Genomic DNA, 26,678 nt, shown 5'->3' with positions numbered 1-26,678 from the left:
GTTATTCTCGAATGACTTTTAAAGGGACCGGCCCCACTGCATTATTGGCAACCCTGTAGCGATCACCCAGGCGATCGGTGAAGTAGGTTGTTGCTTTATTTAATCTTTCTCGCCCGACTAAGGATGCACGCGCTCGTTCTATGCGAGCAAAAGCTGAGGCCCCGATTTCAGTGAAAGAAAGGGTTTGTTCATCTGCATGCAAAGCTGCCTCTCTCGCAATAGCTAAATCAATCACGAGCGAGGCGATTGGGCGAGTTCCTTGACGGCGTTGAATTTCTGCAGTTAGCATATCTCCTTTAGGTATTATATCTACCCAAAGCTCTCGCAATGGCACAGACACAATTACGGTATTCGGAGGCAGTGTTCCATTTTCCAAACTGTAAGTTCTTGGACGAAGCGGCGCTAGTAAGAACTCGCCTTTTCGTGTGCTAGGAAGAATTAAGGCTTCAACACCTTTTCCCAGTTCCAATGGTGCACCGCCACGTAGGGCATTTTCTTGTTCTGCGAGCCATAGATTCAAAGCATGTTTAAATGCTAGCTGACCGATAGCTAAGCCTACTTGTCGTAAAAGAAGCGTATTCCGCCATTTGCGAAGCAGTTTAGCTCGTTGTTCACCGCGCCTTGAGGTCACGCTTAGTTCTTGAGCTATTTCGCCTGGAAGTATTTGGTCTACTAATTTCTCTATCTCCGAGTAAGCTTCAACTGGAAGGCACCCTATTTCTAGGAGTTCTTGACTCGGATCAAGTATTTCCATTGATTCAATAGCATCGAGGACTTGTTCCCGAACACCTCCCCAATCTTCCACGTCACGCGCCGGGTCGAGATCGTTGAAAGCAATAATAAATGAACGGGAGCGTGAAGAGTCATTTTCTGAGGTGATTCGCTGAATTGCTACATTATAAACAGTGTCTTTTGATGTTGTGGGTACCTTGAGGCGATTCCAAGCTGTGGTATCAGGAGAAGGAAACAGATTGTTATAGATGCGATGGCTTATTAATTCAGTAACCGCACTTTTTTGGTTTTCGCCCTGAGTGTCCTGAGTCATTCTCGCTTTTTCTTCGACCCACTGACAGGGATGCTGTCCTGTTAACCAACGCTCCTCTAGCTGTCCAAGAATAGCTAGCGAGAAATGCCCCAAGAGATCACGATAAGTTAACCTGCGAGATGCGGTGATTTCTGCTGATCGGAGAGTATCCAGGAAATTTCTGGCCAAGGGAAGACTTCTTAACCATTTTGTGTTTTGAGCAAACGGGCACACATTAAATGCGTGACATAAGGTTTTGTCTCGCGGATCCCTGCAGTATCCATTTTCCCATTCGGTTGCATTTACTATTTTTAATAATAAGTCGCCTGCCACCGTTTTTTCTCTGGCCGCTCCTTTATCACTGAAACAGCCGAACGGACGATAATTTTCGATAGTTGGGATACCTGTATTGGAAAAAACAATTGAGCCTTTCCCTGTATCTGGCGTCGGCTCTAACAGAGACAGGGCGTCTAAGAAAACAACGTGTACCCGCACATCATGTTTAGCGCCATGGCCTGCAAGAGGAACAATAAATTGTGCATAATAGGGTTTTCTAGGATCGAAGGGCACAATAGTTTTTAGTTTGTTTATAGTATTTGTTGGAGAAACATTAGTGGGAGGAGCTAGTATCCATTTTATTATTTGTTCGGCGATTAAGCCTGCTTCACTAGAAAGAAGAGGGTGCTTCGCATTTAGCCTTGCCGCTTCTTCAATAAGGATACCTCGATTTACGTTTCCAAATAATATAACAGGTGTATTCTTGTTGAGGAGCCGGTTCATTCCATCCACAAGGTCTAAGAAGAGTGATCCTGGGTGATTGCTGTCAATAGATTCTTGCCTAGGGATAGAAGCGTCATTTAAGAAAGCTATTTCTAGACCTTCGACTACGGGAGATGCTGCCGAAGGCCAGGTGCTAGGCACTGTCCTTGGTGCCGGTTCCCCTTTCCCTTTATGCGGAAGAGGCACATTTAATGTATCGGCTAATACTCTAAGCGCTTCTGATTTGCCGTTGCCAGGACCCCCTATCAGAAAACACCATTCTACCGGAGTCTCATGTGGAGCAGGATTCATCCACGAGGCATATTGATCTATTAATTTATTTAAAATATCCTGGACTCCTGCGGGGAAATCACCAAGCAGGTTTTTATTTGTCCCCCCCGATGAGCTTGGTAGCGCGACTGTACCACCTTGTCCATAAGAGCGAGATAGTAGCCACTCAACACGTGCGTTACGATAATATTTCATTGGATTGTCTCCTCGGCGTGGGAGTTAATAACGTAGTTGATTGGTTTTTGAGGAGCGATGCAATTTTTAGTTTTGTGTATGCCTTAAGTAAAGATATACCTAGTGCTTCAGCTAATAAGGGTGGAACGGCATTTGCGACTTGAGTATACCGAGGGACCTCAACGCGTCTGCGTTGTCCACCTGTGGTGTACTTTGACTTGAATTGATACCAATCTGGAAATGATTGGATCCGTGCATACTCTCTTACGGTGGGGATTCTCGGCTCATAATAATGAACTAAGTCATCTGGTAAACTGGTAAGTGTATGGCATGCTTCGTCAGCAGCTAAAGGTGCGATTCTATGTTTGTTTAAGCCCAGAGATTCTATTTCTTCCCCTCTCAATTGGATACCAGGGCGAAAAGTATCGATAATAAGCTGGAATCGCTCGATAGTATGCGGTCGATGATTTGGAAAGCGGTGACTGTCAGCCACCGTTCCTGCTTGAATCAAATTCCCATTTCGCGACGTGCGCATCAACTTCTGATAGTTACCCACGGCAGGCCCGTAAACACCTTGATCGAACCTACCCATACCCGGTTCAATACACGTTGTGGTCCCGTGTTCTTTTAGCAAATCTGAAATTGCATTTTCTAGAGTTACCTCTTGGTTTGTGGGGAGCTTTTTTGTTAGCAAGAAACCCTTTCGTATGTCGTCCAGTATTTGAAATGGATCTAGCTTAGGAGTGTGCTTTAATAGGCGTTTCTGGATTGCCACCAGGATGTATCGGGGGCGTAATTGGGGTACACCGAAATCTTTTGCCTTTAAAGAATGCCGAACAAATGATTGGTAACCAATGCTATCAAGTGCTTCACGCAGTTCTTGATCCGCATTGTAAACTCTTGTTTGATCTTCGGGTGACTCCTCCCCTTCCTTGGTTTTTGCTGATTTGAAGTCTGTGGCGAAGCCGCTGACATTTTCGAGTAGCAGCATTTGAGGTTCTATTAGCTCAACTAATTCGAGATATTTGTCGACAAGCTTATTGCGTTCGTCGTTAGGGTCTCTCTTGCCTGCGCGCGAGTATCCCTGGCAGGGGGGCCCCCCTGCGAGAAGGGGAAGCCCCTTGATCTGCTCCAAGTTGTCTTGGCATTTTTGATAGAACGCTTCTATGTCGATTGCTTGAACTGATAACCAATCAACCCAGTCAAACTTGGGTTCTTCCCGCGGATCAATGAGGTTGAATTTTAAGGTCTCGAATGCCATTGGCGATTTTTCTATGGCAAATATGCCCTGCCATCCTGCCTGAAGGAGACCAAGAGACAACCCGCCTGCACCAGCAAAGATGTCTCCAAAGGATGGTGGTTCCTCAATGACCCCGTTTGTCTGAGCAAGAACTCTTGCGGAAGTTCCATTTGCGTTATCCATGCAATTCCCTGTTGTGTAAATGTTTTCGATAATGCAAACCGTATGTAACTTTGGTTTTCCCTAACTGAGAGAAAACAGGGGGTGCAAAAAGGGGCGTGTTGATGGATGATTAGTATGTGAAAACAAACACCAACACCAACACGCCCACAGCTATCCATTATCAGGTGCAACAAGCAATTGAGCAAATGGTTGCCACGCTGCCGAAAGGAACCGATTTAGGAATCTGTGATGTCATCAGCGCGATGTACAGCGGATACTTTGTCGAATCAGGCGGTGGCATCATGCCCGCGGTCGACCCGTATTTGAGCGCATTCATTGATGACGAGGCAGAACGAGCCGCAAGGAGTCGTCGGGCAGCCAAAGCGATCACGTACGGTCAGTTCAATCTGGCGGAGTTGCTCGACGAGTTGAAAAAGCAAGTAGACGCGGCTGGTCAATGGCAGGCAACGGTGATTCAAGGGTACCAGCTGAAACCCGTCGATATGACGGCATACAAAAGGGCACGAGTGAAAGGGCTGAAGAGCAAAACGTATGATTCAGATGCCCACAAAGCGGTGCCCGGTGTGCCATTTGGCATGATGGGGACAACAGGGCGTGTTGGAGAACAACGGGTCGCCATCCTGGAACTACTGGTCTGCGGTGATACGAGTCAAAACGCGCCATCCGCGGAGATGGAAAAGGTGTACAAGCAGGTCGGCAAAAAGCTGACGGAGACGGACCTGGCCCTCTTTGATGCTGGATTTTCATTGGTAGATGCGGTTAGGCATGGGGTGAATAACTGTGTGGTACGGTTAGCCAAGAACTGCACCTTCGGCAAAACAGCAGGCAAGATACCGCCGCGAACCTCCAACAAGGGGCCAACGCCCAGCCGCGACCAGGCTGAAGTGGTGCGCCCATTGGCGCGAAAGCATGGGGACAATCTTCTGCCTGCGTCTCAACCAACGCAAACGCACACGCTTGTTGCTGAGGATAGCGTTGAAATAAAGGTTGAGGTCTGGTCCCCCGTCTACTAGCGGCGGTCGGCATTATGTCCACCACCCGACCGCGCTCACGCGCTTGCCGGCACTGACCATGATTTTCGGGTCGCTATTGAAATATCTGGCGGCGACCCTACCGCCAATCCGGACTGGCTTCTGGGACAGAGCTGCCAAACCGACGTATGGTCGCCTGATGAAGCATTAAAAAAAGTTGGTCTGCCACAGCGTCTCTGAGGCACAACTTGAATCTGTTTGCTTGGAACCTGATTCTTGGCATGGTGAGTGGAACTACATCATCCATCCGACTTCTAGTTTTCAATCAAAAATTAACTGAGTTATTTCTGGACAGACCCTTAGGATTGGCGACGAAATAAGTTGAACAAACCTGCCAGGTCTTTAGAGACCTGTAAGGTTTACGTGTCCAGGTTGTTAAATCGCCAATCCTTAATATATATGAACCAAAAAATTATCATAGCCAAAACATTTCCAACAATTAAAAAGAAAATCCAGGCAATCTTTTGGTAGCACCACAGTAAATCGTGGTTGACCGTCAAAAACGGCCAATTTGGCAAAAAAGGATTCATCATGCATACTGGTAAGTTTTGCAGAACCGAAATCAGTAGGAGACATGATGAATCCAGAACAACTATTTTGCCCTAATATCGACTGTCCGGCTAGAGGACAACGGGGTGAAGGCAATATCACCGTCCATAGCCAAAAAGAAAAGCGATGTCATTGTCATGTCTGCAACACAACATTTGCCGTCAGCAAAGGGACATTGTTCTATCGCTTGCGCACCGACCCGCAAATAGTGATGTGGGTCATCGTCTTGCTGGCGTATGGCTGTCCTGTCCAGGCCATCGTCAAAGCCTTTGGGTTTGATGAGCGCACGGTCAAGAATTGGTGGCAACGAGCGGGTGTGCATTGCGCACATGTCCATGAAGCGGTCATTGCCAGCCAGCCACTGGACTTGCAACAAGTGCAAGCGGATGAAATCAAAGTCAAGGTACAAGGCGGTTCGGTGTGGATGGCGTTGGCGATGATGGTATCCACCCGACTCTGGTTAGGTGGCGTCATCAGCCCGCGACGGGATAAGCGCTTGCTGCAAAGCCTGACGGACAAGGTGCGCCAAATGGCCTTGTGTCGTCCGTTGTTGTTGGCGGTGGATGGCTTGCCCGGCTACGTCAAAGCCTTTGGCCGCAGTTTCCGCAGCAAGTTGCCCCGCTGGGGCAGCCAGGTCGTTGTCAATGGCACGCCTGGTCCGAAGTGGCTATCGTGCAAGTCATCAAACGGCGTCTGCCATCTGGACTGGAGGTTGAACGACGAGTGGCTCAGGGTGACCCGCAACAGGTAGAGAAGCTGATTGCCACGACGCAAAATGGAGTGGGTGTTATCAATACCGCTTTCATTGAGCGGCTCAATGCCACCTTCCGCTCTCGCCTAAGCTGGTTGGGCCGGCGCACGCGGCATCTGGCGCAACAAACGGCGACCTTAACGGTGGGTATGTATGTCACAGGGTGTTTGTACAACCTTTGCGACCCCCATCGCTCTTTGCGTTGTCGTCTGTCTGTGGGCGAAAGGGGTATCGTTGGGTGCCGCGCACGCCAGCTATCGCAGCGGGATTGACAGACCACATCTGGACAGTCGATGAATTGTTAATGTATCGTGTGCCACCACCGCGTTGGACACCACCCAAGCAACGTGGGCGGCCTTCTAAAGCGTTGCTAGAACTGATAAATCGATGGTGTTAACCGACCACGATTAACTGTGGTCTCACCGTTAATGTGCTGGATTTGAAAGCGTACTATCGTGGTCACAAATATGTGACGGAAACATTAAAATGGCTTCCGAAAAAGCCGGAGCCAATATTAATGGTGCGCATCATTGACAAAGTTTCACGGCTGGGGAGGATTCATACGCCTCTCCCGCCCCCGACACCCCCGTAATTTGGCGAGGGTATTGAATTTATCCATGCTTCATTTTCTCTGGATGCTCGTCAATGGTGCCCCATAGAGGCGCCATTTTCCCTGCGCTGCAATCAACAGGCATTGGAGAGCAGGCCGTTCGTCGATCCTGGAAAGCCTTTCATAGCGGCATGTGGCAAATTAGCGAACTCATGGTTGCCTGGACCCATTACATGGAAGAGCAGCAACGCTGGCAGCCACGTTCTTATGCGGGATATGGAGCAGTGGCCGTTGATACTACACCCTTCTGGCGGCCCAAACTGCAAGGGTTGCAATCCAAGTACTATCACAGCGGCGCCGAGAAAGCCTTACCCGCGGCCATTCTCGGCCTGGTCACCCGAATTGGCGCGGTGGCGAACAAACGCATTGCCTTGTTCTATTCTACGGGTTGACCCGAAAGACCCCAGCGAGGTCGCGCTCAAAAAGGAGTTACTCAAGCAAGTGAATCGCACCCTGAAGGCGTCAGACATCATGCTGGTCGATGCAGGCTTCAAAATCAAGGGTTGTCAAGAAGCCCAAGTGTCCCGCTTTCTCCTGCGATTGGCCAAGAATTTCACCGCCCGACGCAACTATCTGCGGGATACAACAGGCAAGAGAGGCAAACCACCTACAAAAGGCGACCTTGTTCGTCCCCTGGCCCGCCAGCACAAGGGAAAGAAAATCGCTGCTTCTGACCCCGACGCCACCTTTAGCTGGAAAACAGAAACGGGCGAGACCATTACGGTTCAGGTATGGTATGACCTGGTTCGCCCTGATGTCGCGCCTGACCCTCAAGCTGACCTCTTTGATGTCTATGTCATCCACGACCCCCGATACGATAAGCCCTTGCTTGTGGCGACTCATGTGAAACTGACAGCCCAACGACTCACGCTCTTATACGGGCCGCTGGCCCATTGAGCCTTTACCGCTGGCGGGCAAGCAGATAGTCGGGGCGATCGCCAGTTTGTTTTTGTGGCAGAGACCCGCCACCGCTTGCCCGAATTGATGATTCTGGTGGGTTCTATCCTGACGAGGTTAGCCGTGCTCCACCCCACCATGCCGACCGGTTTTGGGGACCGCCAGCCTCAACCCACCTCGGGTCGCTTCCGTCACGCATTGGTGGGTCTCTCATTTACGCAAAGTTACCCCTCGCCACCGGAACTTCGCCAAAAAGCCTCGATGACCGACCATTTACCCAAGGGGATTTCAGCTCACCGGCGGGCAAAACAGGTTGCCGCGAGTGTTTCGACCTGAAAACAAGTCTGTTTTGTCGCATCTTTAGGGTTCTTGGTGATGGATGCCGGCATCTAAACGATACCGGCTTCCCTTAATTGGTTATTTATGTCAACAAACTTAGCGAAAAGTAGAGTGTTTATATTGATGCAAGGTAACTACAAGCCTCTCCTAGAGAGGCTTAGTAGTTGCGATCTGTGGCTACTGAGTATGAAAGACTAAGTCAAATACAAGAGCTTTAGGCAAAAGGAGCTTTTCATAAGACTGGACATTCTGGACAGCATACTCTAATGATTTAGCAACAAAATCCCGCCATATGAGCTTTGAATCGAAATTAATATACCAATTATCATACGTGTATGATAGTTGACCATCTTTATCGAGTTCAAGTACATCACCGCCAAGAATAGCAACATCATTTTCCCAGCACCATCGAACAATTTGTGGGATCAGTGACGAATACCAGGCGAGACTATTGACTCCCATAGTTATACTCAAGTCAATGCTTTGCTTACGTAATTCTTCTGGTAATTGCTCAAGGATGTCGTTTGTCATATTTCACCCTTATTGAAGATCAGGCCTGAAGTAGCGATGGTTCACTATTATACCATCCGGCTCAAAAATATATTCAAAAACACCTGCTCTACCCTTATACCCACCGCTTATCGTGACTTAAGTACGAGTTATCCCATCACCCCCTACTATAGGACTTATTACTCCTTGATCAGGCAACCAGAAATCAACCTCTCTCGGAAAGCCATGAAAATCGGTTTGCTGCGTATAGTTTCCATGTCCCATTTGGCTTATTACCTTATCCGTGTAGTGGATTTGGTCTGGCTCCAACATACCTGCAGGAGCTTCCACCTTTTGAGGTAAGAGAGCTTGGAGACCCTTGCTGATACCGTAACCGACACTGGCTAAGACACCACCAATTGCGGCATCACGCGCCAGGTCGTGTGGGTCGCCCAGGTCTTGCGTCAGGGGCTGGTTGTCCAGGATGTTGCCAGTAGCAATAGAAGCCTGCCCGGCTACGGCACCACTGACAGCTCCAGAAACAACGGTGGCGGCAAATCCTGTGCCCAGCACGGCCGCGCCAGCGCCAAATGTCGTCCCTCCGACAGCCCCGGCAACAGCGCCAACGGTGACAGCTTTGCCCACATCAGTTGTCAGCGGCATGTCATGTCGGACGTTATTGACAACCTGCACGGCTCCGCCTATCAAACCGCCAATGACGGCTCCGGCAATAGCCGTGCAAAGGGGCCAACAATGTCCATCTGGATCCGTCCCCATGATGGGGCTGTTACCAACATAGGCATAACGGTTGAAGGAGTTGGGATTGGCAGGGTCGGGGACGAGAGTATCGGCGGAGGCGAAGCGGGCGATGCCAGGGATGTAGTACCGCGCATTGTAGTAGATGAGGCCGAGGTCATCGTTGTGCTTCTGGCCGGTGAAGCCGAGGTCGGTGTAGGGTTGTGTAGGGGCGGTGCGGTAGGCGCCGAAGGGGAGGTAGCGGGTGCGGCTGCCGCCGACCATGCCACCATTACTACTGTAGCTCATGACGCTGTTGCTGCCGAGGTGGTCGCTGTGCAGGTGCAGCAGGTTGTTGGTCTCGCCAGGGACGACCTGCCGCACGGCGACGGCTTGCCCGGCGAGGAAGTAGACGCTGCGTTGGACGATGGTGTAGCCGCTCTGGATGCCGCCGCCGTTGCCGTCGGGCGCTTGCGGGCTTTGCGGCATGGGGGTGGGAGCTTCCTGGTAGGTAAACGACCAGGCGTCGGGCCAGGAGCCGGCCTGGACGCAGTCTTCGTCCTAGCAAGAGCAGGCGCGCCAGGTGTAGCTGTCGGGGAGCAGCAGCAGCCAGCTGGTGTCGAGCTGCTTGGCGGCGACAATGAGGATAGCGTATCGGTTTTGTGATCCAATGTTCCATCTTGCTTTCGTCAATTCGTGGTCTTGACAATGGGGTTCACTTTAGTGAACACGCACCAGGTCGCGCAAGGGTTCAGCAAACTTGGCATAATCGAAGATGCGAATCTCATGCGTGTACAAGTATTTGGTCATCCCTTTGGCATAACAGATGGGCTGAAGCGCGCCACTAAGCACGACACGGTCGTAGCAATGTAAAGTGCCGTATATAGCTTCTTGGTATTTCTCGTTCAACAGGGATATCGCCATTGTGCCACCTCATGTGTCCAGGGGATTTTGAGGTACTTTACATCAATTCATCAGTAAGGACAGGTCAACCCCTTTTTGGTTCTGGCTTGTCCAGGTTAGGGAAAACCAAAGCAGTTTTGGTGTCTCAAATCTATTGACACATTCCGCTCAAGTTTTCAACACTTTTACACTCATCAGAATGATACTAATGCCTATTAAAAATGCTCCTATTACAATGACGAAATTTATATTCTCCCCTTTGAGATAAGCTAAAACGTCTAGTATTGAAAATATCCATATAAACCAAATCCCTACAAGTATACCTAAAACATGTACAATTTTTCTTTGCGAGCGCAACCTGACGATCATCCAGGTCATCAAGATAACCAGCCCGCTAATCGTGAATATATCTTCTATCATACCACTCCTTCGAAAGTAAACAGTTAGTAGGGTACCGGTTGGAGTTGAGTTGGTGCCAGATGAACGGCATACCCTAGTACACTGTGGCGTACTAGAACGATATTGTAAGCATCATGTTAACTAGGGTAGGACATAGGTTAACACGGGCTATGTCCATTCGTAGTGTCGGCTACGTTTAACGTAGCAAAGGCTACGAAAAACGTAGCCATAGTTTACCTCGGCTACGTTTCTATTTGCCAGAGGTAGAAGAGGTCCAAACACAGTGTCAGTCTCAATCCTTGCCCTGCACCCGAATTTTCAACTTTCGTAGGCATGCCGGTTCCGTTAGTTGCGCTCTAAATCTTGGTACAAAGGTGATTTCAGCTACAGTGACGGAAATATCTGTCGCAATCCCTGCCCTCTTTTTCCAGAGGAACTTCGCAAAACGTAGCCACAGTTTTGTCCTCTGACCATAGGTCCTACCCTAGTTAACGGTGCGAATATGCATATTGTGAGAGTCTATGTCTCAAAATACGATTAGAATTCCAAGCACATACAGAATCAATAACACCAATACCACCCGCCACAGTTCCTAAAGCATCACCAAAAGGAAGAGGTCCATCTGCAACGAATAGGGCTGCCGCACCACCAAACCAACCTACACTTTCTTTTACGGCAGTAGTAAAGTTCAGGGCTTCAGGCATTGGATTGCTTGCATCTCTATAAACACCTGTACCAGCAACATAGCCATAACTTTCTGACGAGGCTCCACCAAACCCTTTTCTCACCAAAATCATATTACCTGGACTAAATTCTGTAATATAAAGTCTTGGATCAAGACCACTATCAAAGTAAAAAGCATCCCAATAGCCAAATACTAAATGATCTGGACGGATTTCAATTATCCCTGCAAAATCAAATTGTGAAGCTCTCTCTAATTTTATTTGGCCGTTGCCATCACGTCTAAACCGAGCAAAATCGTTCGAATCAATGTCAATAATGTCATTAAGCTCTGCCTTTAATAATAAATTCCACCAATCCTTATATTGATTTTCCCAGATCCTAAATAACTCACGAATATCCTCATCTTTCCATCCTTGCTCTAAATAATATTGATACACTTCGGAATTGGTATTGTACCCATCTACTTCTGAACCAAGATCAAAGTGACCAGTAGGATCTACTAAATTGGTAGGATTGTTACGAACATATGAGTAGCGATTAAAGCTTTGGGGATTTGTGGCATCCGGCACAATCGAATCCGCGCTCAGGAACCGGCCCACGCCGGGGAGGTAATACCGCGCGTTGTAGTAGATGAGTCCGAGGTCGTCGTTGTGCTTCTGGCCGGTGTAGCCGCGGTCGGTATAGGTTTGGCTGGGGGCGGTGCGGTAGGCGCCGAAGGGGAGGTAGCGGTGCGGCTGCCGGCAACCAGGCCGCCACCATTATTGAAGCTCATGACGCTGTTGCTGCCCAGGCATGCCCTGAGCCTGCCGAAGTGTGGTCCGTATGTAAGTGTAGCAGGTTGTTGGTCTCGCCAGGGACGACCTTCCGAACGGCGACCGCCTGGCCGGACGCAGTCGGTTCTGGGACAACATTTTCGTTGAACGGCTGTGGCGGTCAGTCAAACACGAGAACATTTACATCCAAGAGTACGATACAGTGTCCGACCTGACCACCGGCTTGGCAGGCTGCTTCCAGCTCTGCAATTACGAACGCCCGCATCAGGACCTTGGCTACCTGACACCTGCCGATATTCATTTTGCCGCTAACACTCCAATTCTGTGACCCAATGATCCACCTTAATTTCGTCAATCCGTAGTCTTGATAATGGGGGTCACTTTACCATTTCCCCCAAAACATCTACTCAGACATCCCTTTTGTTGCCCCAATCAGGGAAAACTAAGAGAAGAAAACACCAAAGAAAAAGGCAAACTATCTACCTTAACGCGGAAGATAACCTGCTTTCTTGATTTTACCGGTTTGCTTGTCAATAATAATTCTCGCACTTGCACCTATTGCCTGCGAGTTAGTACGTACCACCCATTTTCCGAATTTTGATGATATTTCCACAGGTTCTATCCATGGCCAATCTTGTTTTTTACACTCCGCACGTGCAATTTGGACGGCTTGTCTTTTAGTAACTATACTCTTGGATTTTCCGAGATTTCTTCCAAAGAACATCATCTTGATCACCTCTTTCACTGCACGTTGTTCGCTTTCAAGCATTAGTTTCCTTATAGCTCTTGTTCAAGTATTATTTTCCTTATGGCTCTTGTTCAACATTCAAATTGAACCAATTTTCGAGCATCTGACCTAATCCAATTCCTCCCAATGTGGTCCCGCCTGCAACTAAACCTCCCTCTATTGCGACTCGTGCTGGAGTTATATCATAGCCTATTAACGGAAAACTTAATCCTGTTCGTAACGAACCTCCTGTACGCAACTGTGCTGTGGACTCGGCGATAGCTTCCTCCGCATACCTAAACAAGTTTGAATTTTCATAGGCCCAATAGCGAATGCCAGCCCTTATTTGTTGAAAGGGACCTCTGGGTGTAAAAAAGACGTGGACCTGTTCATGATAAAGTGCTTGCATTTTATCCAGAGTAGACCCAAAGGGAGATATTCTTATCGTTCTTCCAAGTATATCTGTTGCTCCATTTCCTGCTGGCAACGCACGATCGTAAATCACTTCAGCTTCATTTAAGCAATTACCATCCAGGCATAACCATGAAGCAACCGCTTGACCGCCCCTAATTAATGCAGGCCAAGCAACTTCTCCTGCGAAGTACCCCACTGCTGTAGGCAGAGATGCCACACCAAATAGCACCGCAATTCCAGGAATTACTGCCTCGGTAATTGGATTGTAATCTTGGTCGCTGGCTACCACCGGATCCCATGGGGTTTGAGTACCATCTGGTGCTTGCCACGTGCTGTCAGGGTCGAAACCATTGAGAAGTGAGCAACCTTCATAATCACAGCCATCTGATGGTCTATGTCCCGAAGGGTCAATGATGGCAATGGGATTGTTAAGAACATACGTGTAGCGGTTGAAGGCTTGGGGGTTTGTGGCATCCGGCACAATCGTATCCGCGCTCACAAACCGCCCCACGCCGGGCAGGTAGTAGCGGGCGTTGTAGTAGATGAGGCCGAGGTCGTCGTTGTGCTTCTGGCCGGTGAAGCCGAGGTCGGTGTAGGGTTGTGTAGGGGCGGTGCGGTAGGCGCCGAAGGGGAGGTAGCGGGTGCGGCTGCCGCCGACCATGCCACCATTACTACTGTAGCTCATGACGCTGTTGCTGCCGAGGTGGTCGCTGTGCAGGTGCAGCAGGTTGTTGGTCTCGCCAGGGACGACCTGCCGCACGGCGACGGCTTGCCCGGCGAGGAAGTAGACGCTGCATTGGACGATGGTGTAGCCGCTCTGGATGCCGCCGCCGTTGCCGTCGGGCGCTTGCGGGCTTTGCGGCATGGGGGTGGGAGCTTCCTGGTAGGTAAACGACCAGGCGTCGGGCCAGGAGCCGGCCTGGACGCAGTCTTCGTCCTGGCAAGAACGGGCGCGCCAATTGTAGCTGTCGGGGAGCAGCAGCAGCCAACCGGTGTCGTAGCTCGTGGCGGCGACGATGAGGTTTTTGGGGGGAACGTTCTTGCCCACTTCCGCCACCTCATATCAACCCATCGTGAGGACATTGCCATCGGGGGGCCAAGACTCTCATTTGTCTCCGATTATGTGAAGTAGTCACTATTTGTGTCATGTCAACCTTATATATGACACGCCGCGAACTACTCCAGTGAAGGTCAGCCCTTTTTGCTCAACGGAAAGTCAACGAGCTTCCTCCTGCAGCTACGATTAAGTGTTCTAGAGCTTTGATAGAACATGGAAGTCCATCTACTGATAGATATAAAGTAGTCAGATTGACTTGTCTTTCCAGGCTCCACCAACGCCAGCACCTGTTTTTCATTCTGTCAATCCAAGATCCAAAAGTCCAATCTAAATCAGGCCATCGGGATTTGGTGGCCAAAATACTTGTTAGTTCCGATTTCGAATAGACTCTGAAGGTTTTCAGTAACCAATCAGGTAAGCTCTCTCTCCAATAATGATCATCAGGCCATGACTTTGGATCATGCTTGAAAACAAGCTCGAGAACCTGAACGATCCGGGAAATACACACATCAGGCTGATTACTCTCAAAGCACAAGCTCAAATAAAGATCTTGGGGTATTTCGCCGTTTTTGAAATCCTTGAGTCTGGTTGATTCGCTTTTCATGAAGGTACTCCAAAATTCACTAAGGTCTCGTGATCTGCCCACTATTAGGCAAAATAAAATCCAAAATTTGCTCTATTTGCTCTGGGCGAAGGCCATATTGATCTGCGGCTTTTGAAATATCTACCACCAGCGGTGCATTAGGAAATTCTCGCGCCAATTGTTCTGGAACTGCGTTGTCGCGCAATAATTGAAGAAATTCATTGGAAACAGTAAACGACTTAATTGTGGCATCGTCTATGCCCTGTGCAAGTCGTTTGTTGAAGAACTCTATAGCTCTTTCTTCATTACCGAAGTTTAGAAAAAGCATATTGTCTCCTATTAGTTCCACCATTCCATCTTCAAGAATGTTTATCCTTTGGTTGATATGACCTTCTACACGGAATACTTTGACTACACTACTAGAAATGTCGTCCGCTAAATCGCCTGCTGGACTGACCATCCCTAACAGAGCCATTTGTTGAGCCTCAAAGTAGTCAGCGTTGCTTGAAGGTTTTAACCAGCCATCTTTAGCTTCACACCACCCTCCCAACAACCCACAACTAAGATTGATAATAATTGTGCCAATACTATCGACAATTTCATTCCCGATGCCTATTGGAACAGGGTCAAAATCTACCGGGTTTTTACATCTATTCTCTCCCATTAGGCAAATAGTGTGTCCCGATGGGTCAGTGTATTTGAGAGGATTATTGTAGGTATAGCTGTAGCGATTATAATTCTGCGGGTTAGTCGAATCCGGCACAACCGTATCCGCGCTCACAAACCGGGCGATGCCGGGCAAATAGTAGCGGGCATTGTAGTAGATGAGGCCGAGGTCGTCGTTGTGCTTCTGGCTGGTGTAGCCCAGGTCGGTATAGGTTTGGGTGGGTGCGGTGCGGTAGGCGCCGAAGGGGAGGTAGCGGGTGCGGCTGCCGGCAACCATGCCGCCACCGTTATTGTAGCTCATGACGCTGTTGCTGCCGAGGTGGTCGCTGTGCAGGTGCAGCAGGTTGTTGGTCTCGCCGGGGATGACCTGGCGCACGGCGACGGCCTGCCCGGCGAGGAAGTAGGTGCTGCGTTGGGTGATGGTGTAGCCGCTCTGGATGCCGCCGCCGTTGCCGCCGGGCGCTTGTGGGCTTTGTGGGGTGGGGGTGGTGGGGATGGGGTCTTCGTAGGTGAAGGACCAGGCTTCGGGCCAGGGGCCGGCCTGGACGCAGTCTTCGTCCGCGCAGGAGCGGGCGCGCCAGGTGTAGCTGTCGGGGGGGAGGAGCAGCCAGCCGGTGTCGTAGCTTTCGGCGGCGACGATGAGGATGATGGGGGATTGGTTCTGTCCCGTTATCTCCACCTGGTGCCAGCCGGCGGTGAGGACGTCGCCGCCGGGAGCGCAGGGGTCTGCCCACATGAGGGTGGGTGGTTCGCTCTGCGTGGAGCCGTCGGGCGGCTCTTGCAGGGCGGTGGGGCATTCGTAGGGGGTGGGGCTGGGGGCGATGGTGCCGCCACCGGGTGTGGGGGTGGCGGCGGGCGGGGTGGCGGTGGGTTGGTAGAGGTAGGAGAAGGTGAAGGGGGCGGACCAGTCGCTGCTGTCGCCGCAGGTGAGGGTGTAGCACGCTTTCACGTTCCAACTGTAGCTGCCGCCGGGGATGAGGTTGAGCCAGGGGGCGGTGGTGCTGGTCTCCGCGGTGGGGATGGTGATGCCTTGCGGAGGCAGGCCGTCGCCGCGAATGTTGAGGGTGTAGCGGACGGCGGCGGCGCAGGGCTGCCAGGAGAAGGTTTTGACGAGGGCGATGCCGCCGTTGAGGGGCGAGGTCAACGCTGGCGGACAGGCAGGCAGCGGGGTGGGAGTGACTGTCGGCGTGTGCGTGGCTGTTGGCGGCGGGGTAGCGGTGGATGATGGGGTGGGCGTGTGGGTGGGTGTCGGGGTATGCGTAGGGGTGTGGGTGGGCGTCGGGGTATGCGTAGGGGTGTTGGTTGGGGTGGGGGTACGCGTAGGGGTGTTGGTTGGGGTGGGGGTGCGAGTGGGCGTGTTGGTTGGGGTAGGGGTACGGGTGGGCGTGGGCGTACGTGTGGGCGTCGGGGTGCGTGTGGGGGTGTTGGTGGCGGTGGGGGTGGGCGTGGGGGGGATGGGGATGTGTTCTTCTTCGTATTGGGGGAAGGGGGAATAGGTGATGCGCCCGTCGGGGTGGATGGTCTGCACGCGCTGGCCGTCGGCGTCGTAGAAGAATTGGGTGGTTTGCCCGCCGGTGGTGACGCTGATGAGGCGGTTTTCGCTGTCGAATTGCTGGCTGTAGTTGCCGGCACTGTCGCTGCGGTCTATCATGTTGCCGTGGGCGTCGTACGCGAACTGTTGGCCGCCGCTGATGGCGATGACGGCGTCTTTTTTCACGGGATGGTAGGTGTAGCTGGCGCCGTCGTAGTGGCTGATGTTGCCCAGTTTGTCGTAGGCGATGTCGTGGTCGTAGGGGTCGATGGCGGCGGGGGGCGTCCAGGCGTGGGTGAGCCGGTTGCGTGCGTCGTACTCGAATTCCTGCTTTTTGTCTGTCGCCAACAGATTATCGACGATTTGGGTGATGTTGCCCACGGGGTCGTATTCGTAGGTGAGGGAGAGGAGGTCTTCTTTGCCGGGCAGGGTGGCGGTGTGGATGCTTTGCAGGCGGAAGTTGCTGTTGCCGTTGCTGCCGGTGGCGTTGTAGTAGGTGAAGAGAGTGTCTCGTCCGTTGCCCCGCGCCAGGGTGGTCATCTGGCCGCGCTGGTTGTAGGCGATGTCGGTGATGATGGCGTTGGCGCCGGCGGTGAGGGTGTTTTCGCCTTCCTGGTCGTAGGTCGTCTGCACGAGTTCGCCGTCGGGGTAGACGGTGGTGAGGGGGCGGTCCAGGTTGTCGTAGGCGGTGATGGCGAGGGTGAAGGGGTGGCTGTCCAGGGTGCGGGTGTGGCCGGTGAGCCGTCCGCGTTGGTCGTAGGCGAAGGTTTCGTGGTTGTTGTTTGGGTCGCTGCCCCAGCGGATGGCGGCGAGGCGACCGAGGCCGTTGGCGGCGGTGTCATATTCGTAGCTGGCGAGGTGGTTGGGGCCGGAGAGGGGCGGGTTGTTTTGGCAGTTGCCGCTCGGGGACGGGGGTTTGCCTTTGTGGGTGAGGCGGTTGAGGTTGTCGTAGTAGAAGCAGAGGGTGATGTGGTCGGCTGTGCCGGGGTTGGCTTCCTGCCGCAGGAGGTTGCCGTTGGTGTCGTAGGTGTAGGTCCAGTAACCCATGTCGGCGTCGGTCATGTCGGTTTTGCGCCCCAGAGTATCGTAGCTCATGCTGTTCTGGCGCAGCAGGTTGCCGGTTCCGGCGTTGAAGGCGTCGTAGGTTTGTACTTGGGTGAGGTTGCCGGCAACGTCGTAAGTATAAACGGTGTCTGCGTTGTCTGCCAGCGCCGCGCCGAAGAACTCGCGCACCACGGAAAGCTGCCCCCAGGCGTTGGTGTAGGAGGTGATGGTGTGGCTGTTGGCGTCGGTGACCTGGACTTTGGCCAGTTCGGGCTGCGCGGCGGGGGTGATGGTGGGGAAGCCGTAGGTGGTGGTGGTGGCGCTGCCGTCGGGGGCGGTGATGTGGGTGGCGCGACCGAAGGGGTCGTATTGGGTGGTGGTGTGGTTGTAGTTGGCGCAGGTTTTGGGTTGGAAGTTTTGCGCGCCGCCGCTTTGGGGGGTGGTCTGGCAGATGGGGAGGCCGCGTCCGTCGTATTCGGTGTGGCTCCAGATGACGGTGTCGGTGCTGCCGGCAATTTCCGCGTTCAGCCGCCGTTCTTGCACGACTTGCCCCAGCCCATTGTAGAACCGCTTGCTCACCTGGTTTTGCGTCGGGTCGGATGGGTCGGGATAGGCGGTTTGTTCGATGGTCAACACCTGCGCGCCGGGGTCGTAGTCGTAGTCGGTGCTCGCCTGTAGGAGCGTCGGACTGCCGCTGACCGGGTCGGGGGCGTAGACGTGGGTGAGCCGACCGAACAGGTCGTAGCTGTAGCTGCTGCTGGTGTTGTTGGCGTCGGTGACGGTGGCCGGCAGCCAGGGGAAGGTGGGGTGGTAGTTGATGCTGTTGGTTTGCGCGGGGACGCCGGTGGCGGTGGTGGTGGTTTGTGCCGGCATACCGAGGGGGGTATACCCCTGGATTGTGGTTGTGTTGCGTACGTCTGTGGCGTAGGCGGTGTTGCTGCTCAGGTCGGTGAACGTTTCCGTTTGGTGGGGCAGGCCATAATACGGACTGCTGTTGTCATAGTAGGTGGCGTGCGTGGTTTGGTAGTAGTCGACGCCGTTGTCCGGCAGCCAGCGTAATGTCCAGGTGCGTTGGCCGAATGCGCCGAGGGTGGTGTCTTGGGGGGTGCTGCTGTTGTCGTACCGGTAGAGGGTGGTGCTGATTTTGTTGCTGCCGCAGTTGCCGGCATAACGGCTCTCCCGCAGCCGTTTGTTCACCAGCCAGTTGCCGCCGCTGACGTTGTGCGCGTAGGCGTATTCCAGGCAGTGGTGGGGGGTGTTCGCATCGTCTGGGTCAAATGTTTCTAGTTCAATCGTTTTTTGTGGCTACACCTAAACCCCTGATTAGATGAGGCAACCAAGAGGTTTTCTAGCCAGTTTTCTCGATAAACAAATCCATTCAGCTTGTGAGCAGGTGACTGATACTCCTTGCTCACTTTTGATCGCGGACAGTAAGGGCGAAAGTTGTGCAACAACGCCCACGCACGTGTCCTCAGGTCAGCCACTTGTAGATTCCCATGAAAATATCGTCCACCCGCTAGCCAGCGAGCCATAAGCCCCATGTGGCGGTCAAGCATATTGCTGGTACGGTGGGCTGTAGGATGGTCAAATGCGAGACAGTATTGGTCAGCTCGCTGACATAGTTTGTCTATGGCCTCGATTGCATAACCACTTAACTTGTCTCGATTGTGCATCACCCACTGCTGAAGCATGGTAATGCCCTGTTTGAAATCGGGACGACTTGTCGCCTGGTAGATACCCCACACTTGCTGTTTGATTTGGGTGTAGGTGTTACCCAATCGCTTGCATCGCCCCCGTATTTTGATGAAGGCATGTAAAAAGCACAGGATAATTGTGATGGCTGGAAACAGGGTCTGCCATGCCTTACTTGTCGCTGCCCATCCATCTACATTGACCGAATCGGGTTTGTAACTGGGGTTTAGCTGCTGTGCTTCTTCTTTGAATACCTCGTAAGCAGCGGTCAACCCTTCTGCATCGGCGCTCTGGGATACAGCCGCCCCCAGTACGCAATCCTGGGCTACTGTCGTGGCTACGTACCATTTGCCGCCATGGGCTTTGGCATGTTTTTCATCTGCTAACAGATCAGTTGGCAGCTTTTCTGCTTCTTTCACGGTCGTTCCCACTAGACTGAATCGACCAAACGACTCGGTAAGACGGTACCAATAGCTATCGTTGCGCCCAAACACGTAAGTCAACGCCCAATCGGGAACACCGAACTGCTTCAAGAAGAGCGCCTTCTCTACTTCTGTTACCGTTCCTACCAGATAAGGCAGCAGGTCGCATGGGGCAATGGTGTAGGCCAGCTTTTGCCCCGCTTCATTCTCTATCTGTAACCGAATGCGGCGCAAGTGTACTTCTGGCATTTTCTTCGATGGCCTTGTCCATCCGTGCAGTTTGTATCCGGCTTGCATAGCTGGTGGAAACAATTCGGGATGGCTTGCCATTTGTTGTTCAATGTAGGTTTTGGCTTGTTGTGGGTCGGTCATCGTTTCTTGGTACTCTTCGTACTGCATTGGAATCACAATCCGTCGTGATTCCCACCGAGCGTTGTTTTTGTCTGTGCTATACTTGCGTTGCTGAGGGATTGTTGGTTCTGTCACAAGCCCAACAATGCCTCAGTTTCCTTTCAGACACAAATTCCGTTTGAACTAGAAATGTTTCAATTCGACGCACGGCACCAAAGGCGGTGGCGAAGTCGATGGGGAAATAGTCGTATACATTTCGCGTCAGTTGGCGCACCGTGAGGCCGTCCTGGGTGAATTGCCGCTCTTCCTGCACGCGCACGATTGGGAAGTAGACGGCGTCCCGTCCCCACTCCGTTTCCGTCACCTGTTTCAGCCCCGCGTCGTCCGGGTGGTAGGTGGCGCTGCGGCTCGGTTTGCCGTTGAGCCAGTATTCGTCGATGCGGAACTGCTGTTCTTGCCGTGTCAGGATTTGGTTGTTGTTGGCCGGTTCTATCGTGTCCATGATAACGGTCTGGAAACCGGCGAGGGCACTGCTGGCGGCGGTGTCGGGTAGATAGCAGCCGGAATCGACCACGTCGTAGCAGCCGCTTCCATCGGCGCGGCTGTAGATGGCGGCGACGCTGGCGGCGCTGCTGCCGTACCGGTGGGCGACCCCGTCCCAGGTGTCCAGGCGGGCGACGGCGAACCAGCGTCCGGCGGGGTGTTTGGCGTTGATGTCGCTGTTGTCCCACCGTTCGTAGGTGAGGGTGGTGACGGCGCCGTAGCCGTTGTCGACGCGGGTGAGCAGGCGGGCGCAGTCGTCGCCCTGGCAACTGGTGTAGTGGGTGTTCTGGGCGTAGGTGAAGGTTTGCGCGGGGAGCGGGGTGCCGCTGCCGGTTTGCTCGTTGAAGTCGGCGCCGTAGGGGGTGATGCCGCTCAGGAACCAGTAGTGCAGGCTGACGTTGTGGCTGTCGTCGTGATGGGTGTAGCCGGCGTCGTAGGTGAAGGTGGTGGCGGAGACGAGGTGGTTGTCTTGATGCACGGTGACGCGGCGGGGGCGGAAGCAGCCGGCCGTCATGTAGGTGTCTTGTTTGGCGGCGTCGTTGTTGTAGCAGACGTTGTTGCCGGCGGCGTCGTCATAGTTGAATGAGATGACGGTGGTCGGCGCTTCGTTGATGTAGTTGTAGGAGAGGGTCTGGAGGGCGACGTCTACTTCGGTGTAGGGGCTGCGGCATTGGTTCGGGTTGCCGTACACTTTGCCGCAGGCGGTGGCGTACTGGTAGACGACGTGTCGTCCGTAGAGGTCGCTGATGCGGTCCAGTTTCCAGGCGGAGGCGGTGATGTCTGGGTTTTTGGGCTGGCCGGCGTTGAGTTGGCCGTTGATGGGGGCGATGGCTTGTTCGGCGTCGGCGCTGTAGCCGAAGCGGTAGGTGATGCCGGCGGCGGTGCGTACACGCCAGTATTCGCCCGTGCTGTTGGGGCCGGTGATGTCGGCCACGTACTCGATGAGCAGGCTGGCGTCACCCAGGGCGATGTAGCGGCCATGCCGGTTGTCCGGGTCCAGAGCGAAGGGTTGCAGGCGGTAAGACGCGCCGTTCAGGTTGAGGGTGAAGCGATGGGGGGTGAAGCCTTCGTCGAAGCTGAACAGGCGGGTGGCGTTGCCGTTGCTGATTTGTGGTTGCGCCAGCGACCAGCCGAGGCCGAAGCCGTCGCTCATGAGGGGGGCGGTGAGGCTGTCGACGCCGCGGCTGCCGTAGGCGAGGGTGAGGGAGGGTTGTAGGCCGCCGCTGCCGGGGGGGATGGGGATGTTGTAGGCGTGGGTGGCGGCCCCGGTGTAGGCGGCGGCGCCGGGGGGGGTGTAGGTGGGTTCCCAGGGGGTGGGGTTGTTTTCTGCGGGGGCTTGTGCCGGCAGTGGTTGCGCTTGCGTCGGTTGCAGGGTAATGGTTGTGAGGGTGGCGGTGGTTTCCACGGTGTGGAGTTGGAAGGGGAGGGTGATGGGGGCGGCGTCGGGGGCGGCGATGAGGTGGAGGGTGAGGGTGAGGAGGTGGGTGCTGGTGGGGGGGAATGCCGGCATTTCCAATGTCGCCTCATGGACCGCTTCCCCCGTCAGCCCTGGCCCGGAGAGGTAGCGCACGGCGGGGTTGACCGGCAGTTGCAGCCGCGGCGCGGAGAGGGTGATGGGGTTGCTGTTGGTGATGCGAAGGGTGAGGGTGAGGGGGGTGTTCAGGTCCACTGTGGTGGTCACGGGGGAGAGGCTCATCGCCAGGGGCAGCAGGGGGGCCGCCTGTTGCGGACCGGCGAGCGGCGCGGCGAGGCGAGGCGCCATGTCCCTGCCGACCGTCGCCTGGTGCAGGCCAGGGGTCGGCGGCACGCTGGGGGGCGTGGCGAACGGTGTCAGCAATAGTTGCAGCAATAGGGCAAACGTGGTGATAAGGTGCGTGCCGGCACGCAAGGACAGACCGACCGTAGGGACCATGGGACTCCTCCTCCTCCTGGCTTATGGCTTTGGCTCAATTTGGCTCTTCTTTGGCAACAATGGCCGAAAGTTTAGGCCATTTGGGGGCGGTTGTCAACCGTTTTAGAACGTTTTCGCTATTTTTTAAGGTTTGCGGGGGTAACTTCTCAATATTTCGGGGGAACCGCGGCCTGAGCTTGTCGAAGGCCGTTGGTTTCGACAGGCTCAACCAACTTCGCCCCACTTTGCCGACCACGATTAACCGCGGTCTCACCACATTCGGCAATTGAACAGCTAATCATTGTTTCCGGCCAGCCATGCGGAGACCCAGGTTTGGGCCGCCGCAGGCAGATCGGGGCGGGTGGCGTCCAGCCAGTGGATGGCGGGATCGTCGCGGCGGAACCAGGTATTTTGCTGGCGGGCGAAGCGGTGGGTTTCAAATTTGATGCGTTCCACGGCTTCGGGCAAGGTGAGCCTGCCCGCCAGATGGTCGTATAGTTGCCGGTAGCCAAGACCAGAAAGCGCCGGGAGCCTGGCCTCATACCCGGCCTGCCACAACCCCATCACCTCCGTCAACAAACCCGCCGCCATCATCCGCTCCACCCGCGCATCAATCCGCGCATATAACCACGTCCGTTCGCCAGCCAGCCCCAGCATCCCCACGCGGTACGGCGGCGGGGACTTACGCTGCAACCGCGAAATGGGCCGCCCCGTCACCAGCGTCACCTCCAGAGCGCGAATGACACGGCGCACGTTGCGCGGCTCCAGTTCCGCCGCTTTCTCCGGGTCCAGCAGCGCCAACCAGCGGGCCAGTTCCGCACCCCCCAGGCGAGCCAGCGCCGCGCGCAGCCGCGGGTGTGGCGGAACCTCAGGGATGCCCCATCCTTCGACGACGGCCTTCACATACTGCCCCGTGCCGCCGACGAGGATGGGTAACCGACCACGGGCGTGGATGGCGTTGATGGTGGCATACACCAGCCGCTGATATTGACCGAGCGTCAGGGTTTCGTCCGGCGCGCAGATGTCGATGAGGTGGTGGGGAATGCCGGCACATTCCGCGCGCGTCGGTTTGGCCGTTCCAATATCCAGGCCACGATACAGCAGACGAGAGTCGGCGGAAACAATTTCCCCGGCAAATGCCTGGGCGAGAGAGATGGAGAGAGCCGTTTTGCCGGAAGCCGTCGGTCCCACAATCACCAGCAGCGGGGGCAAACGTTGCGAATTCGCCATACGTTACCAGCCCAACACCGCCCCCGGCAAATGCTCACAGCGCAGCAGTTTGCCCCGACCATCCAACTCCACCGCCATCACATCCACGCGCCAGGGCAAGTCCAGGTCCTCCTCCAGCAAGTAAGCCTGCGCCAGCCTCAGCAGCCGCGCCGCCTTGCGCGGCGTCACCGCCTCCTCCGGTGTGCCCCGCGCCCGCCCGCGCCGCGTCTTCACCTCCACGAACACCAACGTCTCCCCCATCTGGGCCACAATGTCGATTTCCCCGCGAGCGCAGCGCCAGTTGCGCCGCACGATGCGGTAACCATGTGCCTCCAGGTAGGTGGCGGCCACCGATTCGCCCCACGCGCCAAGGTTCTGTCGCTCTTTACTCATGATGTTTAATGGGGGACGAGTCCGGCTTTGAGTCGCTGGTGGCTGTTTAATAAGTCCTCATGAATTTGGGAGGCGATTGCTATGGTTGCACCCGGATAGCCCAGGCGTCTTGCCCTGTTTTTCATCCCTTGCAAAATACTTGGTTCTCTTCTAATTTTCTCAAAGAGTTGGATTATGTCCAAGGCTGTCTGCGCCGAGAAAGCAACGCCTTGTTCTGTCAGGAATTTCCGGTTTGCCGTCTCCTGGCCTGGCCCCACTCCAACTAAAATGCTTGCCATGCCCATCGCCAGTGCTTCTGCCATCAAAAGCCCGCCAGGTTTCGTCACCAACACATCATGTGCGCCCATCAATTCCTGCATATTGTCTACATACCCCAAAACCACAACATTTTCACCAGCAGTGGCACTTAATTGGTTAAAAAGCCTTGTGTTATGACCTGTAACGACCGTTAATCTGACTTGGTCTGGTTCTAAATCACGCACTTTTTCTAGCATCTCCACCAGTATGTCAGTGGCAACAGCATAACTGTGATCTCTGAGACCACTCATGATTACCAGAACTTTCAGCGCGACATCGCCTGAACTGAATACTTTTGACTGGGGTAGCGCTTGAAATCCAGCCCTTATGGGGATACCGGTGACAGAAATCTGTTCTATGTTTACGCCGAGGCGGATCAAGTCGGCACGAATTTCTTCGCTTCCAACAAAATAGCGATCGACGCATTGCCACGGCCATGACCTGTGCAGACCGAAATCAGTGACAACTGCGTACACCTTTTTTACTTGTTTTTGACTGCGCTTAAGGTGAACGGCAACGGCGCAAGGCAAGGCGTGGGTGGCAACAACGATGCCGGCATCTGCCTTCAAGAGTTCTCGCAGCAATATTTGCTGCATAAACCATAGGCTCGCCAGCCGGTTAATCCACGAGCCAACTGCCTGATTATGCCAGGCCCACTCATAAAAACGGGACAGAGAGCGAATCGAGATTCTTTGCAGTCTGCCCAGCAGGGCTGCCGGCATTACGCTCTGAAAAGGATCGGCAACGTAAACCATATCGGACGAGCAAAATTCGCCGAATGCTATCCCAACTGTTTCGGCAGCAATCTGGTGTCCAGAACCCACGGAGAGATATAAGATCGCGATCTTATCGTTTGCCTGGATATTCATGTACCAACTTCTAAAATCCTGCGAAGCATGTCTCTGATCGTTGGTCTTTCACCGTCACTATACAGCATCAGCAATAATTCATAGCTAAAAAGAATACTTCTTGCACTCACCAGAAAAGTAATCCAGGATGGAATTGGGAACCCACCCGGTAAATCTCTTATCACGCTAAAAAATCGTAGCGCAACCAGATCCGCTATTCCTACACCAGATGTCAGTTGAGCGGGGTCAAGATTAGCACTGTTTGTCACTACCATTAAGGCTGATTCGTGAATTATTCCTAGACGAACATGGAATTGATAAATCAGAAGGGAGCCAAGTATGATGGAGGCAGAAATGCCGGCGTACATCAAGCCATAGTACGTCCAATTATAGTGTTGCGATTTCTCGCGTATTAACATAATGGCAGGCAGAAAGCTAATAATAGTGAGCAGGGCACATAGCAAGACGATTACTTGATACGAGGCATGTAAACCATACATCAAATCTGGATCCAATACCTGGTAGTGAATCGAATTATCGCTCAAAACTGAATAGAGCGCTGTACCGTAATCTAACCAGGTAAAGACCATGGTCATCAGCATATAACCAAGAATAACGTCGATAATCAGCAGCCTCGTTAAATGAAAGACGGCTGATCTCGAAAACCACGTTGGCGCCTTGCGGCTACGGTAACGAAAGAAAGTCAGGGCAGAATTGATGACGGCTGCCGCAAAAACGATATGCTGCAGCGTATCATTCAGCATTTTGAATAGCGGCAGTCTATAATTATCGAGTACAATGCCAAATTGGCTCAGGCCCTGTACACTCTCAATAATCGAAGATTTGGTGAAGCCGTAGAGAAAAGTAGGAACAGCCAGAATGGTTAACGGCCATAGCCAGGAAAGTGTATCTGCACGGAATTCTTGCCAACGGCCACGCCCGCCTAAACGAAACTGATGCCAAAACAGGCGAGACAAAATACGTATATCTTTCCATAAGCTGCCGGTTCTTATCTTGTCCCGTGATGGCAGTCGTATGCGTGCCAGGCCACCCGTTATCCAACACATCACTGTATCGTAAACATAGTTGAATATGGCAAGCAGAAGTGCAATTGCTAACCAAGAAAAACCAGCAGCGCCAACAGCGTTGAACAAGTAATCCGTAAACATCTGCGCCCTA

Annotated in this window: 21 protein-coding genes and 1 pseudogene; 6 read left to right on the top strand and 16 right to left on the bottom strand. The window is 53.3% G+C overall.

Annotation, left to right across the window (positions count from 1 at the left end):
• Position 1 precedes the first annotated feature (1 nt).
• Positions 2–2,269, bottom strand: a complete 2,268-nt coding sequence (locus H6650_05230; GenBank protein MCB8951398.1) for a hypothetical protein — start codon at positions 2,267–2,269, stop codon at positions 2–4.
• Positions 2,253–3,671: a DNA cytosine methyltransferase gene (locus H6650_05225; protein MCB8951397.1), complete on the bottom strand. Its 1,419-nt coding sequence runs from the start codon at positions 3,669–3,671 to the stop codon at positions 2,253–2,255. Before H6650_05225 ends, H6650_05230 begins: the two co-directional genes overlap by 17 nt.
• Positions 3,672–3,787: 116 nt before the next feature.
• On the opposite strand from H6650_05225, the gene H6650_05220 reads away from it, so the two are divergent.
• The 4 genes from H6650_05220 to H6650_05205 all read left to right on the top strand — a co-directional run bounded on the left by H6650_05220 (position 3,788) and on the right by H6650_05205 (position 7,509).
• Positions 3,788–4,684, top strand: coding sequence for a hypothetical protein (locus H6650_05220; GenBank protein MCB8951396.1), 897 nt, complete (start codon positions 3,788–3,790; stop codon positions 4,682–4,684).
• A gap of 592 nt (positions 4,685–5,276) precedes the next feature.
• Positions 5,277–6,002: an IS1/IS6 family transposase gene (locus tag H6650_05215; protein ID MCB8951395.1), complete on the top strand. Its 726-nt coding sequence runs from the start codon at positions 5,277–5,279 to the stop codon at positions 6,000–6,002.
• Positions 6,003–6,647: 645 nt separating this feature from the next.
• Positions 6,648–7,004 carry a hypothetical protein gene (locus tag H6650_05210; GenBank protein ID MCB8951394.1) on the top strand — a complete coding sequence of 119 codons (357 nt, stop codon included), beginning with the start codon at positions 6,648–6,650 and terminating at the stop codon, positions 7,002–7,004.
• Between the two features lie 49 nt (positions 7,005–7,053).
• Positions 7,054–7,509 (top strand): hypothetical protein, encoded by a 456-nt coding sequence (locus H6650_05205; GenBank protein MCB8951393.1) that lies wholly within the window; start codon positions 7,054–7,056, stop codon positions 7,507–7,509.
• Between the two features lie 516 nt (positions 7,510–8,025).
• Here H6650_05205 and H6650_05200 read toward each other — a convergent pair.
• From H6650_05200 to H6650_05185, 4 genes and pseudogenes are all read right to left on the bottom strand, one after another.
• A complete protein-coding gene (locus tag H6650_05200; protein ID MCB8951392.1) occupies positions 8,026–8,379 on the bottom strand; it encodes a hypothetical protein in 354 nt (117 codons plus the stop codon).
• 117 nt (positions 8,380–8,496) lie between these two features.
• The gene (locus H6650_05195; GenBank protein MCB8951391.1) at positions 8,497–9,561 is read right to left on the bottom strand and encodes an RHS repeat-associated core domain-containing protein; all 1,065 of its coding nucleotides are present in this window, start codon (positions 9,559–9,561) and stop codon (positions 8,497–8,499) included.
• A 231-nt stretch (positions 9,562–9,792) separates the two neighbouring features.
• Positions 9,793–9,996 carry a hypothetical protein gene (locus H6650_05190; protein ID MCB8951390.1) on the bottom strand — a complete coding sequence of 68 codons (204 nt, stop codon included), beginning with the start codon at positions 9,994–9,996 and terminating at the stop codon, positions 9,793–9,795.
• Positions 9,997–10,862: 866 nt separating this feature from the next.
• Positions 10,863–11,738 (bottom strand): annotated as a pseudogene (locus tag H6650_05185) (RHS repeat-associated core domain-containing protein).
• Between the two features lie 199 nt (positions 11,739–11,937).
• On the opposite strand from H6650_05185, the gene H6650_05180 reads away from it, so the two are divergent.
• Complete coding sequence (locus H6650_05180; protein MCB8951389.1) at positions 11,938–12,159, top strand: transposase; 222 nt, start codon at positions 11,938–11,940, stop codon at positions 12,157–12,159.
• A gap of 156 nt (positions 12,160–12,315) precedes the next feature.
• Here H6650_05180 and H6650_05175 read toward each other — a convergent pair whose 3' ends face one another.
• Entirely contained in the window at positions 12,316–12,600 is a 285-nt protein-coding gene (locus H6650_05175; protein MCB8951388.1) for a hypothetical protein, read from the bottom strand.
• Between the two features lie 37 nt (positions 12,601–12,637).
• Positions 12,638–13,657 (bottom strand): RHS repeat-associated core domain-containing protein, encoded by a 1,020-nt coding sequence (locus H6650_05170; protein ID MCB8951387.1) that lies wholly within the window; start codon positions 13,655–13,657, stop codon positions 12,638–12,640.
• Between the two features lie 27 nt (positions 13,658–13,684).
• Here H6650_05170 and H6650_05165 point away from each other — a divergent pair, with 27 nt between their 5' ends.
• Positions 13,685–14,104, top strand: a complete 420-nt coding sequence (locus H6650_05165) for a hypothetical protein (protein MCB8951386.1) — start codon at positions 13,685–13,687, stop codon at positions 14,102–14,104.
• Between the two features lie 73 nt (positions 14,105–14,177).
• Here the strand turns inward: H6650_05165 and H6650_05160 are convergent, their stop codons facing one another.
• The 8 genes from H6650_05160 to H6650_05125 form a co-directional block, all read right to left on the bottom strand.
• Positions 14,178–14,633, bottom strand: coding sequence for a hypothetical protein (locus H6650_05160; protein MCB8951385.1), 456 nt, complete (start codon positions 14,631–14,633; stop codon positions 14,178–14,180).
• A 19-nt stretch (positions 14,634–14,652) separates the two neighbouring features.
• On the bottom strand, positions 14,653–19,050 hold the full coding sequence (locus H6650_05155; GenBank protein MCB8951384.1) for an RHS repeat-associated core domain-containing protein: 4,398 nt from the start codon (positions 19,048–19,050) through the stop codon (positions 14,653–14,655).
• Between the two features lie 86 nt (positions 19,051–19,136).
• Entirely contained in the window at positions 19,137–19,337 is a 201-nt protein-coding gene (locus H6650_05150; GenBank protein ID MCB8951383.1) for a hypothetical protein, read from the bottom strand.
• Between the two features lie 1,078 nt (positions 19,338–20,415).
• On the bottom strand, positions 20,416–22,773 hold the full coding sequence (locus tag H6650_05145) for a hypothetical protein (protein MCB8951382.1): 2,358 nt from the start codon (positions 22,771–22,773) through the stop codon (positions 20,416–20,418).
• A 273-nt stretch (positions 22,774–23,046) separates the two neighbouring features.
• Positions 23,047–23,982 (bottom strand): tRNA (adenosine(37)-N6)-dimethylallyltransferase MiaA, encoded by a 936-nt coding sequence (gene miaA / locus H6650_05140; GenBank protein ID MCB8951381.1) that lies wholly within the window; start codon positions 23,980–23,982, stop codon positions 23,047–23,049.
• 3 nt (positions 23,983–23,985) lie between these two features.
• On the bottom strand, positions 23,986–24,354 hold the full coding sequence (locus H6650_05135; GenBank protein MCB8951380.1) for a YraN family protein: 369 nt from the start codon (positions 24,352–24,354) through the stop codon (positions 23,986–23,988).
• Between the two features lie 5 nt (positions 24,355–24,359).
• A complete protein-coding gene (locus tag H6650_05130) occupies positions 24,360–25,520 on the bottom strand; it encodes a glycosyltransferase (GenBank protein ID MCB8951379.1) in 1,161 nt (386 codons plus the stop codon).
• Positions 25,517–26,668, bottom strand: a complete 1,152-nt coding sequence (locus tag H6650_05125) for a hypothetical protein (GenBank protein ID MCB8951378.1) — start codon at positions 26,666–26,668, stop codon at positions 25,517–25,519. Before H6650_05125 ends, H6650_05130 begins: the two co-directional genes overlap by 4 nt.
• Positions 26,669–26,678 lie beyond the last annotated feature (10 nt).

Source organism: Ardenticatenales bacterium, from assembly GCA_020634515.1.
In the GTDB taxonomy this organism is placed as follows: domain Bacteria; phylum Chloroflexota; class Anaerolineae; order Promineifilales; family Promineifilaceae; genus JAGVTM01.
Note: the sequence above shows the minus strand (reverse complement) of the source record. Positions and strands in the feature narration are given on the sequence as shown.

Excerpts from the sequence above, each read along its gene's own strand:
- H6650_05230 (MCB8951398.1), bottom strand. The coding sequence starts at position 2,269 with ATGAAATATTATCGTAACGCACGTGTTGAGTGGCTACTATCTCGCTCT.
- H6650_05225 (MCB8951397.1), bottom strand. The coding sequence starts at position 3,671 with ATGGATAACGCAAATGGAACTTCCGCAAGAGTTCTTGCTCAGACAAAC.
- H6650_05215 (MCB8951395.1), top strand. The coding sequence starts at position 5,277 with ATGATGAATCCAGAACAACTATTTTGCCCTAATATCGACTGTCCGGCT.
- H6650_05210 (MCB8951394.1), top strand. The coding sequence starts at position 6,648 with ATGGTGCCCCATAGAGGCGCCATTTTCCCTGCGCTGCAATCAACAGGC.
- H6650_05200 (MCB8951392.1), bottom strand. The coding sequence starts at position 8,379 with ATGACAAACGACATCCTTGAGCAATTACCAGAAGAATTACGTAAGCAA.
- H6650_05195 (MCB8951391.1), bottom strand. The coding sequence starts at position 9,561 with ATGCCGCAAAGCCCGCAAGCGCCCGACGGCAACGGCGGCGGCATCCAG.
- H6650_05190 (MCB8951390.1), bottom strand. The coding sequence starts at position 9,996 with ATGGCGATATCCCTGTTGAACGAGAAATACCAAGAAGCTATATACGGC.
- H6650_05175 (MCB8951388.1), bottom strand. The coding sequence starts at position 12,600 with ATGCTTGAAAGCGAACAACGTGCAGTGAAAGAGGTGATCAAGATGATG.
- H6650_05170 (MCB8951387.1), bottom strand. The coding sequence starts at position 13,657 with ATGAGCTACAGTAGTAATGGTGGCATGGTCGGCGGCAGCCGCACCCGC.
- H6650_05160 (MCB8951385.1), bottom strand. The coding sequence starts at position 14,633 with ATGAAAAGCGAATCAACCAGACTCAAGGATTTCAAAAACGGCGAAATA.
- H6650_05145 (MCB8951382.1), bottom strand. The coding sequence starts at position 22,773 with ATGGTCCCTACGGTCGGTCTGTCCTTGCGTGCCGGCACGCACCTTATC.
- miaA (MCB8951381.1), bottom strand. The coding sequence starts at position 23,982 with ATGGCGAATTCGCAACGTTTGCCCCCGCTGCTGGTGATTGTGGGACCG.
- H6650_05135 (MCB8951380.1), bottom strand. The coding sequence starts at position 24,354 with ATGAGTAAAGAGCGACAGAACCTTGGCGCGTGGGGCGAATCGGTGGCC.
- H6650_05130 (MCB8951379.1), bottom strand. The coding sequence starts at position 25,520 with ATGAATATCCAGGCAAACGATAAGATCGCGATCTTATATCTCTCCGTG.
- H6650_05125 (MCB8951378.1), bottom strand. The coding sequence starts at position 26,668 with ATGTTTACGGATTACTTGTTCAACGCTGTTGGCGCTGCTGGTTTTTCT.